This window comes from Deferrivibrio sp. (assembly GCF_055117995.1).
In genome coordinates, this window is record NZ_JBSQOT010000047.1 from 1 (window position 1) to 10,676 (window position 10,676).

The following is a 10,676-nucleotide window of genomic DNA, read 5'->3' on the forward strand; positions in this document are numbered from 1 at the left end:
ATGAGTAATCATTATCATATTGTCCTTAAAATTGACCAAGAAGCAGTCTACGAATTATCTGACGAAGAAGTTTTAAATAGATGGAAAAAGCTATATAAACTACCTGACTATGCAAATACTTATCTTAAAGATTGCAGTAAATTACCTACTTACGAAAAAGAGCTTGCGGAAGATTACATTCACAAGATAAGAGAAAGATTATATGATATTTCCTGGTTTATGAAGTCGTTAAACGAATACATTTCCCGGCGTGCCAATAAAGAAGATGGCACAAAAGGTCACTTCTGGGAAAGCAGATTCAAATGTCAGGCATTGCTTGATGAAAAAGCAATATTGTCTGCACTTGCCTATGTTGATTTAAACCCTATTCGTGCAGGTATGGCCGAATTACCTGAATCATCTGATTTCACTTCCATAAAAGAGCGTATAGAATGTGAAAAAGAGTCAAAGTTACCTCATAAACTAATGAAATTTGATACACAAGAAAAAGAAAAAAACACTATTCCTTTTGGCTTTAAAGAATATTTAGAGCTTATTGATTGGCTTGGAAGAGTTGTAAGAGAAGACAAAAGAGGCAGTATTGATAAGAATAAACCAAAAATTTTGGAAAGACTTGGTATATCCGCTGATGGTTTTGCGGAGTATTCTCATAAGCTACTGAAAGAATTTGGCAACGCTGTAGGGTCTCCCGAAATCATCCATCGCCTCTATACAACAAGAAACCTCAAGGGGATGAAAGGGATTAAAGCCGCCAAAAAAATATTTGCAGCATAACCTGCTGACCATTTTACATTAAAGCATTCGGTATACTTATACCGTTTTATCTGTTTTTTTTGTTTATCGTGGCCATTTAATTTATATCTTTTTGAATTTTAATTTTAATAATTTTTATTCAACTTTTGTCTACTTCTCTCAAATTTTTCAGAAGTTAATTTTTAAAAATGCCTACTCTAATAGATGCCAATCTAATAAATGCCTGTCCTTTTATTATGTCTAAATGCCTGTCCTTTTATTAGTGAATGCCAATCTAATAAATGCCTGTCCTTTTATTATGAAAATTATAAAAACATCGGTACAATTACAGGTACCAACGCACTCAATATAAAACCATGTGCAAAGGCAACAATTGCAGCACTCTCACCAGCATATTTTTCAATTATAGGCAGAGTGGTATCCATAGAAGTTGCGCCTGCAGGGGTTATGGATACGTATGGGCCTACCCTTTTTGCTATCACCGGTATCAGCACTATACTCATCATTTCCCTAAAAACATTTGCAAGAAATGCGATGCTTCCAAGGTCAGCGCTTTTCATCTTGGAAATTATTACAGCTGAAAGCGAATACCAGCCAAACCCGGCAGAAACTGCCAGACTATCTTTTGCATTTAAGGTAATAAAAAATGATGCAAAATACCCACCAATCAAAGTACCTGCAACCGTACCAACAGGGACAAGGAATGCAAATTTATCCTTTGTAATAAGCCTCAATACAGCATTTTTATCTTTGCCAATATCATACCCAATAATAAGCAGAAGCAGGTAAAGCGAATATTCAGTTATATTTCCAGAATATTCCACCAAAATTTGGGGTAAAATTTCAAATTGTGCTGCAACTACTCCCAATATTGTAAATAAAATCATCATAATTATCATTGCTTTGAAAATCTCCTGAAAATTCTGACCATTATAAAAACAACTATTACGCTGAACAAAATACTAAAAGAAGCTATTACAAAGGCACTTAATCCAAAATTTGCAATCTTTAACTTCAAGTTTGGGTCTTTGCCAATCCCCACTCCCATAAAGAAAAGAAGACACAGGACACTTAAAGACATAAAAATATTTTTTACTTTTATAATGCCATTAGCACTTGAAAAAAATATACCAAAAAACACACCCACTGCCAGAAATATCAGATAATTAACCATAAGTTCTCTTACTAACTCATTATAAAACAAATTACAAGAACAAAGAATACAGAACATAAACAATTTGGGCTACTGATACTTAACATTCTGTGAGAAAAGGATTAGTTTTGGAATAAAATTTCCAATAAAATTTTCCATATTAATCTGTTTTTTTCTTGACAAGTATAGCTAATTTACATATAAGAACATTCTCTTAAAAATGAGGTTTGCCTGGGTGGTGGAACTGGTAGACACGCAGGACTAAGGATCCTGTGGGAGTAATATCCTGTGGGGGTTCGAGTCCCCCCTCAGGCATTTCTTTTCAAATCATAACAAAATTAAAAAATAGACGCATTTTCAGACATGTGCTTTAGACAATTTTTTGCCTATCAAAGACACAATGACAACAATCAGTGACGAACAAAATATCATAATTATCCCGAGCGCCGACAATCTGCCCCACAGTCCGTCTTCAGAAAATCTCAATATCTGTACTGCCAGCACCTCTGAGCCCGGTCTTGACAGCACAACAGAAAGCGTTAATTCTCGGAAAAACATTGTAGACATCAAAATCCACGAAGAGACTATCCCTGGAATCAAAAGCGGTATAATAATTTTCTTTAATGTTGTAAAATATGATGCACCGCAAACCTTTGATGATTCTTCAAGACTGTCGTGAATCTGAATAAATGCACTGCTCAAAGGTCTAATCCCATATGGAAGATATGTGGCAATATATCCGATTAAAAGTGCCCATATTGTTCCATAAAGAGGAGTTTTCACAAAAAACCACATAAATCCAACGCCAATTACAATACCTGGAAATGAAAACGACAAAAAACTCAGGCTTTCAAGTAAGCCAGCAGATTTGGTCTTTACCTTGACGATTACATATGAAACAAACACTGATAAAATTACCCCTATTGTAGCGCCAAATACCCCTAAGAATAAGCTATTTTTTAAGGACAACAATGAAATAGGGTCTTTTAATACCTCTATCCAATTTTTAAGGCTCATCATTGGAACAGCCCTCATTGACGGAGCCATTATGTATGGAGTAAGAGATGTATAAATAAGTACAATTACTGGCACAATAATCAGTAAAAATGAAATAAACGCAACTATGAAAAATAAAGGATATTTGCTTGATTTCAGATTTACTACCGAAGGTTTAAACCCCCTGCTCGAAATAGTCACGAATCTGCTCGTTTCCGAAGTCAGATATCTGTATATGTATATCAAAATAACAGATGCAACAAGGGCACTCATCCCTATTGCAGCAGCCATACCGTAATCGGCCGAAAATCCTGATGCTATTACCCTGTAAATGTGAGTAGAAAGAACGTATATTCTCCCGGGCATACCTATAACAGAAGGCACAGCAAATGAAGCAAGACTTCTCACAACCACAAGGATAAAAGATGCCATAATTGCCGGTCTCAAAACAGGGAGTGTTATACGGAAAAACGTTTTTATATCTGAAGCCCCGCATACCTTTGATGATTCTTCAAGAGAGATATCAAATGCACTCATAGCAGGTGCAATTATAAGATATGCTATCGGCAAATCCAAAAGCCCTTCCACAAATATCATCCCTGAAAGACTGTAAATATTAATTGGAGTGTCACTCAGATTAAACATATTCATCAAGAGAGTATTCAAAATCCCATTGCTCGGATTTAAAAGTAATACCCAGCTTACAGCAAAAAGAATATGAGGAATCATCATCGGAATTATCGAAATCACCTTGAATAAGAATTTAAATGGTATATTTGTCCTCGTATTCATATAGGATAAAAATATAGCAAGGACAGTTGCAAAAAAGGCAGAGCCTACCACAAACAACACGGTATTTTTGACAATCCCCAAAAATTCAGGATCAGTATATGCCAAAATATATTTTTCAAACGTAAACCCGCTAAAAGTCCCAAGGTCTTTCAAAAAGCTGCCCCATAAAAGCATAAAAACAGGACATATAGTCAAAAAGCCAACAATTATAATTAAAGTTAATGTCAAATTTCTCCTGAACAAATAAATCTCCTAATCGTCAATTATTACTGTATATTTTGGCTCAAAACACACAAACACTTCATCATTTTCCCTCAACTCTTCATCAGGGCTTATTGTAACTGAAAAAATATTGCCATTCACATCCACTTCGGCCTCATAATATTCACCAATAAAGATAAGATTTTTTAACCTGCCTTTTATACAATTTAAATCTTTTAAAGGTTCATTTTTAAGCTTTATAAATTCTGGTCTTATAAAAAACATCGCATCTTTATCATTAGAATATTCTCCTGATGCAACCCCTTTTATATCTCCAAATAGTGTGTTTAAAACGGTAAATTCCCCATCTTTTTGAGAAAATTTTCCCTTAAAAATATTTACTTTGCCTATAAAATCAGCCACAAAACTGCTTCGTGGTCTAAAGTATATCTCCTTGGGTGCACCTGTTTCAATAACTCTACCACTTTTCATAACTGCAATAACATCTGACAGAGCAAGCGCCTCTACCCTGTCATGAGTTACATAAATCGCAGTGATACCAAGCTCGGTCAGAAAAGTTTTAAGCTCCCTTCTGGTCTCTTCCCTTAACTTTGCATCAAGATTGCTCAACGGCTCATCAAACAAAATCACTTTAGGCTTTGCAACGAGCGCCCTGGCGAGAGCAACCCTTTGTTGCTGACCCCCTGAAATTTTTGTCGCAGGTCTGTTTTCAAAACCTTCCAGCTGCACAAGCCTTAAAACATCCTTTACCCTTCTGTTGATTTCATCCTTTTTGAGTTTAAGATTTTCAAGAGGATATGAAATGTTTTGAAAAATAGTCATATGAGGCCAAATGGCATAAGTTTGAAAAACCATCCCAAGCCCCCTTTTTTCAGTAGGGACATAGATATTTTTTTCAGAAGAAAAAACAACCTCACCATCAATCTCAATTTCTCCGCTATCAGGTGTCTCAAGGCCTACAATTGACCTTAATAATGTAGTCTTACCACAGCCACTTGGCCCAAGTAATGTGAAAATCTTGTTGGATGGTATTTCAATATTTATATCATCAAGTGCTTTTATTACTTTCCCGTCAGCATGATAATATTTACGCAAACCTCTGATTTTTATCATAACCCACCATTATAAAAATAGGGGGGGTATCCCCCAACACTTTAATTATAAAAGATTTTTTTAAATTCGGCTCCCCATTTTTTTATCTCTTCATCTGATAATTCCCTGATTGGCAATACTTTTGCCTTTTCAATTCCATTTATCGGCGGAAATACACCTTTTGCAAGGACATATTCCCCTACTTTGTCAGCAAGCATCTGCATATTTGATGCTGAAAGCCAGTACTTGAAAAAGAGCTCAGCAGCATTAGGGCGAGAAGATTTTTCCACAAGGGCTATCCCCCTTGGAGAGCCTAAGAGTGTGTCAGTTTTTGCCCAGTCAAGAGGTGCTGGAGCCTTGGTAATTATATATTTGGGCATTGATATACCAAGAAGTTTTTCTCCACTTTCGATTGGTGCTGGTGTAGGGCTGAAAGATTTTACAAACATCGGCTTATTGGCTGCAAGCTTTTTAAGAAAATCCATCCACGCTTCATTGCTTCCAAAAATATTGTTTTCCTTCAAACCAACAAGCCATGAGATAGTTGTAGCATGTGATGCAGGGTCTGGCATTACAATCTTATTTTTCCATTTCGGATCAGTCAAATCTTCATACTTTTTAGGTATATCATCCCCTTTTACAAGCTCTTTATTATAAATGATTGCAACATACTCAATACCAAAAGCAGCAATGTAATCATCAGATTTTGCCCAATCCGGATAATCTTTCAAATAAGATTTGTCATATTTTTTCAATACCCCTTTATCCTTTAAAATCTGCAAAATAGGCATAGGTCCCTGGACCACATCAGCCTGAAGTTTACCTGCTGAATACTCAGTAAGGACAGTAGCCAGATACTTGGATGTGGAAATTCTTGTGTAAATACCCTTAATCCCGGTATCTGCCGTAAATTTTTCCATCAATGGCTCAATTGCCGTAATGTTAGCATACAGATTAACCTGCCCTTCTTTTTTGGCCATATCAGCGTCAAATGAATACACAGCAAAACTAAAAAGAAAAAAAATCATCACAAGCAACAACTTTTTCATAAATCCTCCTTCTATTGTTTTACTACCCTTTTGCCAAAGGCTTTTAAAGTTATACCTCTTTTTTAGCCAATTTTATAATTTTTTTATTACTCTGTTTTTTTGCCTATGCTTCTTTTTTAACTTTTTCCCATTTTCTGAGTAATCTACATTATATTCCAGCTCTTCAATCCCTTTGAGATTTTGATAAAAAGCCTCTTCAAGTCTTGAAACAAACTCTTCCGATTTCACTGCCACCACATTTAATTTTGAAAGATAATTTATAATTTCATTATCTGATGTTACTACAACAATCCCTCTGTCCTTCCCAGCCATATCCATAATATATTTATCCGCACTAACGCCACTGTCTGTAAATATCACCGTAACCCCTTTTATACTAAACTTTTCACACTTACGACCATCAAAAACAATTGCTATTTTATGTCCTTTAATTTTCTTGTAGGAAAAAAGCAATTCAGCAAGATATTGTCTTTCTTCCTCCAATACGTCAAAAGGCTCCCTGTGAAAAATTTTAAAAAGGAGATTATACCCGTCAATTACCAATCTCATAAATTTCCTTTCAAATCCTCTACAAATCTCTTATTCCCCATCACCTTTATAATTATACCTTTTTCGCCGTAATTTTGCTCAACTATCTTTATATTGTATTTATCAATCAGATAAAATATATTTTGACTCTTTTCAAATGGCACAACTATGGTCTCAGCATAAATCTCATAAGTATCAACTAATTTTGAATTTTTAAGCGCAAGGTTAGCCGCATCAGAATAAGCCTTCACAAGCCCGCCTGTGCCAAGCAATATTCCGCCAAAATATCTCACGGTGAGAATTGCTGCATCCTGTACATCGCTATATCCGAGAACATTTAATGTGGGTTTTCCGGCTGTACCTTTAGGCTCACCGTCGTCAGTAGATTTTAACTCAACATTTCCGCTACTATCTATTTTTTTATATGCCCATACAATATGTCTTGCTTTCGGGTGATTTTTCTTAAGTATTTCAAGTTTTTTTTCAAATTCATCAATATGTACCGCATAAGAAATAAATTTTGATTTTTTAATTTCTAACTCAGCAAATCCTTCTTCTGAAATAATTATCATACCCAATCTTCTTTTTCTATTTTCCTGTTGTAAAGTTATATTCTTTGTAATATATTCCTGCAAGATGAAAGTTTATAAAAATCTTGAACAGTTTGATATTCAAAAAGATACTGTAGTTACCATAGGAAATTTTGACGGATGCCATATAGGACACAGGAAGATTATATCCAGAGTAGTCGAGCTTTCAAAAAAGTACAATTTTGAGCCGGTGCTATTTACATTTAACAACCACCCAATGAAACATTTTGGCGCAAACATTGAACTGATTATGTCTGATGAAAAAAAGGCAGAAGTTATTTTTAGCCTTGGCATAAAGCACTTAATCAGCGTTGATTTCACTGATGAATTTGCCAATATGTCAGCGGAGCTTTTCGCCCGCGAAATTTTATCAAAAAAGCTAAACGCCAGATATGTTGTCGTAGGATATGATTACAGGTTTGGCAAAAAAAGACAGGGGGATTTTGAGCTTTTAAAGATGCTCTCATCAAAACTTGGCTTTAATGCAATAAAAATCGACAAAGTAGAAATTGATAACATCACTGTTTCCAGCACCAATATCAGAAAACTGATAAAAAACGGTGACATCGAGCTTGCAAACAAGATGCTTGGCAGAGAATTTGAAATGTCAGGCATTGTAACCGACGGAGACAATCTGGGAAGGCTCATAGGATACCCCACAGCAAATATTTCTTTTGACAACTATATCATTCCAAAATATGGAGTGTATATCACAAAAACTGTTGTTGGCGAAAAGAAATATCCATCATTGACAAATGTCGGGATAAGGCCCACTATTAAAGACAGCAATGAACTAAGAATCGAGACATATATCCTTGACTTTGACAGCGACATTTATGGGAAAAAGATAGATATATGTTTTTTAAAATATCTGCGAGAAGAAATGAAATTTGAAACATTCGACGAATTAAAGAAAAAAATTGATGAAGATGTAAGAAAAGCAAAGGATTTTTTCAAAATACCATGAAAATAGCACTTATCAGCCTTGGTTGTCCCAAGAATCAGACAGACTTGGAATACCTGGCAGGGGACTTGAAAAATGACGGGATAGAATTTACAGACAATATCGGTGATGCAGATGCGGTGATTGTCAATACATGCGGTTTTATTGAGCCGGCGGTTAATGAGGCCATAGAAAATATCCTTATGGTAAATAAGGAAAAAAGAGCTGACGCAAAACTTATTGTGACCGGTTGCATGGTGGAAAGATACAAAAATGAATTTTCAAATGAATTTCCTGAAGTTGATTTTTTTACCGGAGTTGGTACGCTATACAAGGTAAGAGAATATCTGGAAAATAAAAACACTCATAAAGCAAAAAGAGAATTTTATGGTAGCAACAGAATGTTGCTTAATACTCCTTATTATGCATATCTTAAAATATCTGAGGGTTGCAACAACAATTGTTCCTACTGCACCATCCCCTCTATCAGGGGGCGACTTGTCAGCAGAAATACAGATGATATTTTAAGGGAAGCTGAAAATTTAGTAAAAAATAATGTAAAAGAACTTATAATCATTTCTCAGGATACAACAAAATATGGAATTGACATCTACGGAAAACCTAAAATAAAAGAACTTCTAAAATCAATTTCCAGAATTAACGGCGACTTTAAAATAAGGTTGCTCTACCTAAACCCTGATGGTATCGATAAAGATTTTATAGATTTTGTTTTCAAGAATGAAAAAATTTTGAACTATTTTGAGGTGCCTGTCCAGCATTTCAGTGACAAAATATTAAAACTTATGAACAGAAAATCCGATTCAAACAAAATAAAAGAAGTTTTTGAATACATCAGAAGCAAAAATGATTTTTCAATCATAAGAACAACCGCAATTGTAGGCTTTCCGGGGGAGACTGAAGAAGATTTCTTAAAACTTCTGGATTTTATCGAGCAATACAAACCTGACTTTGCAGGTTTTTTCCCTTATTACAAAGAAGAAGGCACAAAGGCTGCAAATATGAAAGATATGCCTTCGAAAAAGGCAATAAGAAACAGACTCTCAAGGTTAAAAAAGGCACAGAAAAAAAATACAATGCAAACTCTAAAAAATTTAAAAAAAGGTTTAATCGAATGCTATGTGGAAAAGTCAAATGATGATTTTGAATTTATCCTTGAAGGAAGAGCAGCGTTTCAGGCACCTGAAATTGACGGCAAAGCATTTTTTATTGACGGACATGCAGATAAAGGTGCAGGACCATACAAATGTAAAATAAAAAGAATTGTATATCCTGATATATATTGTCAAATTGTAAAATGACTGTTATAAGATAACGTTTAAAATCAAAAACAGAGGTACCTATGAAAAAAATGCTTTTATCAGCTTTGCTGGTCATATTTTTATTTACCGGATGCTCAAAAAAGCCTGAGGAAACCAAAAGTGCAGATGTCTGGCTAAAAGAGGGGCTGACATATTTTGAAAAAGGGAAATATAAAAAGGCTGCAGAGGCATTTGAAAAATCCATTATAGAAGCTGACAATCCGGAAATAGCAGCACAGGCTCAGATATTTCTTGCCGACTCATACTTTTTCCTGAAAAATTACGAAGAGGCCATACCTTCATACGAAGAATACCTTGATATATATCCTGATAGCGAATATGCAAAACAGGCGCTACACAGACTTGCACTTTGCTATTACAGCCAGATTGATACCATTGACAGAGACCAGACGCCTACAAAAAAGGCACTTGAAAATTTTACCAAACTTAATGAAAAATACCCTGAATACGCAAAAAATGCAGATGTCCCTGCAAAAATCAAAGAACTCAGAGAAATGTTGGCTGAAAGAGAATATTATGTTGCAAAATTTTATCTAAGAACCAAAAAATACAAAGCAGCTGAAATGAGATTTACCAATATTGTAAAAAATTTTAGAGATACTCAAATTTTCCCAAAAGCCGCTATCGACTTTGCAAAATATATGGTAGAATATACAAATAACAAAACTGAAGCAATATACATACTAACAGAAGCACTTAAAAACAAAAACGGTCAAAAATACTTAAGCGAGGTAAGCAGTCTTCTTGGCAAATTGCAGGAAGATTTGAAAGTCAATTAAGGTATACAATGAAAGAAAACAACATATTTTACCTCCTTGAAAGAGGGAAACTTGATTTTGAAGCCGGTAAGTATTTAGAAGCAAAAGAGAAGTTTGAAAAATTTATTAAAAAAAACAAAAATTTTGCTGACGTCTACTGCAAACTTGGCTATATATATTTTATTGAAGACAATTATCTCAAAGCAATAGAGTTTTTCAAAAAGGCAGTTGAAATAAACCCTTCATATACAGAAGGGCTTATAAATCTTACCACATCATTGCAATTTATAGGTGAAAATGAAGAGGCTATGAAATATATGAACCAGCTGAAAAGTGTAAGCTATCTTGAAGGGATAGCTGACAAACATTCGCTCGGCAAGATATCAAATATGCATTGCGAAACTGCTGATGCTTACATGAGCCTTTTTATGTACAAAAATGCAATTGATGAATACGAAAA

12 protein-coding genes and 1 tRNA gene are annotated in these 10,676 nt (G+C 34.8%); 6 read left to right on the forward strand and 7 right to left on the reverse strand.

The features are described 5' to 3' along the window. The coding region (locus ACTCAF_RS09730; protein ID WP_463063087.1) for a transposase at positions 1–774 on the forward strand (774 nt) is incomplete at its 5' end. Positions 775–1,058: 284 nt separating this feature from the next. On the opposite strand, the gene ACTCAF_RS09735 is transcribed toward ACTCAF_RS09730, so the two are convergent. Then, positions 1,059–1,643, reverse strand: a complete 585-nt coding sequence (locus ACTCAF_RS09735; RefSeq protein ID WP_463063088.1) for a LysO family transporter — start codon at positions 1,641–1,643, stop codon at positions 1,059–1,061. A 5-nt stretch (positions 1,644–1,648) separates the two neighbouring features. Continuing rightward, the gene (locus tag ACTCAF_RS09740; protein ID WP_463063089.1) at positions 1,649–1,927 is read right to left on the reverse strand and encodes a LysO family transporter; all 279 of its coding nucleotides are present in this window, start codon (positions 1,925–1,927) and stop codon (positions 1,649–1,651) included. A 208-nt stretch (positions 1,928–2,135) separates the two neighbouring features. Between ACTCAF_RS09740 and ACTCAF_RS09745 the strand changes: the two genes are divergently transcribed. Then, positions 2,136–2,221: transfer RNA gene (locus tag ACTCAF_RS09745), tRNA-Leu, on the forward strand. Positions 2,222–2,263: 42 nt separating this feature from the next. Here ACTCAF_RS09745 and ACTCAF_RS09750 read toward each other — a convergent pair. The 5 genes from ACTCAF_RS09750 to ACTCAF_RS09770 all read right to left on the reverse strand — a co-directional run bounded on the left by ACTCAF_RS09750 (position 2,264) and on the right by ACTCAF_RS09770 (position 7,157). Then, positions 2,264–3,937, reverse strand: coding sequence for an ABC transporter permease (locus ACTCAF_RS09750; RefSeq protein WP_463063090.1), 1,674 nt, complete (start codon positions 3,935–3,937; stop codon positions 2,264–2,266). A 9-nt stretch (positions 3,938–3,946) separates the two neighbouring features. After that, positions 3,947–5,029 carry an ABC transporter ATP-binding protein gene (locus tag ACTCAF_RS09755; protein ID WP_463063091.1) on the reverse strand — a complete coding sequence of 361 codons (1,083 nt, stop codon included), beginning with the start codon at positions 5,027–5,029 and terminating at the stop codon, positions 3,947–3,949. A gap of 41 nt (positions 5,030–5,070) precedes the next feature. Further along, positions 5,071–6,057, reverse strand: coding sequence for an ABC transporter substrate-binding protein (locus ACTCAF_RS09760; protein ID WP_463063092.1), 987 nt, complete (start codon positions 6,055–6,057; stop codon positions 5,071–5,073). Positions 6,058–6,129: 72 nt separating this feature from the next. After that, positions 6,130–6,606, reverse strand: a complete 477-nt coding sequence (locus ACTCAF_RS09765) for an NYN domain-containing protein (RefSeq protein WP_463063093.1) — start codon at positions 6,604–6,606, stop codon at positions 6,130–6,132. Beyond that, the gene (locus ACTCAF_RS09770) at positions 6,603–7,157 is read right to left on the reverse strand and encodes an IMPACT family protein (protein ID WP_463063094.1); all 555 of its coding nucleotides are present in this window, start codon (positions 7,155–7,157) and stop codon (positions 6,603–6,605) included. The genes ACTCAF_RS09765 and ACTCAF_RS09770 overlap by 4 nt, the downstream gene beginning before the upstream one ends. A gap of 64 nt (positions 7,158–7,221) precedes the next feature. On the opposite strand from ACTCAF_RS09770, the gene ACTCAF_RS09775 reads away from it, so the two are divergent. The 4 genes from ACTCAF_RS09775 to ACTCAF_RS09790 form a co-directional block, all read left to right on the forward strand. Then, positions 7,222–8,142 (forward strand): bifunctional riboflavin kinase/FAD synthetase, encoded by a 921-nt coding sequence (locus ACTCAF_RS09775; RefSeq protein ID WP_463063095.1) that lies wholly within the window; start codon positions 7,222–7,224, stop codon positions 8,140–8,142. Further along, a complete protein-coding gene (rimO, locus tag ACTCAF_RS09780) occupies positions 8,139–9,437 on the forward strand; it encodes a 30S ribosomal protein S12 methylthiotransferase RimO (RefSeq protein ID WP_463063096.1) in 1,299 nt (432 codons plus the stop codon). The genes ACTCAF_RS09775 and rimO overlap by 4 nt, the downstream gene beginning before the upstream one ends. 41 nt (positions 9,438–9,478) lie before the next feature. Then, positions 9,479–10,237, forward strand: coding sequence for an outer membrane protein assembly factor BamD (locus ACTCAF_RS09785; protein WP_463063097.1), 759 nt, complete (start codon positions 9,479–9,481; stop codon positions 10,235–10,237). Between the two features lie 8 nt (positions 10,238–10,245). Continuing rightward, a partial coding sequence (locus ACTCAF_RS09790; RefSeq protein ID WP_463063099.1) for a tetratricopeptide repeat protein occupies positions 10,246–10,676 on the forward strand: 431 nt, incomplete at its 3' end.

Excerpts from the sequence above, each read along its gene's own strand:
- ACTCAF_RS09735 (WP_463063088.1), bottom strand. The coding sequence starts at position 1,643 with ATGATGATTTTATTTACAATATTGGGAGTAGTTGCAGCACAATTTGAA.
- ACTCAF_RS09740 (WP_463063089.1), bottom strand. The coding sequence starts at position 1,927 with ATGGTTAATTATCTGATATTTCTGGCAGTGGGTGTGTTTTTTGGTATA.
- ACTCAF_RS09755 (WP_463063091.1), bottom strand. The coding sequence starts at position 5,029 with ATGATAAAAATCAGAGGTTTGCGTAAATATTATCATGCTGACGGGAAA.
- ACTCAF_RS09760 (WP_463063092.1), bottom strand. The coding sequence starts at position 6,057 with ATGAAAAAGTTGTTGCTTGTGATGATTTTTTTTCTTTTTAGTTTTGCT.
- ACTCAF_RS09765 (WP_463063093.1), bottom strand. The coding sequence starts at position 6,606 with ATGAGATTGGTAATTGACGGGTATAATCTCCTTTTTAAAATTTTTCAC.
- ACTCAF_RS09770 (WP_463063094.1), bottom strand. The coding sequence starts at position 7,157 with ATGATAATTATTTCAGAAGAAGGATTTGCTGAGTTAGAAATTAAAAAA.
- ACTCAF_RS09775 (WP_463063095.1), top strand. The coding sequence starts at position 7,222 with ATGAAAGTTTATAAAAATCTTGAACAGTTTGATATTCAAAAAGATACT.
- rimO (WP_463063096.1), top strand. The coding sequence starts at position 8,139 with ATGAAAATAGCACTTATCAGCCTTGGTTGTCCCAAGAATCAGACAGAC.
- ACTCAF_RS09785 (WP_463063097.1), top strand. The coding sequence starts at position 9,479 with ATGAAAAAAATGCTTTTATCAGCTTTGCTGGTCATATTTTTATTTACC.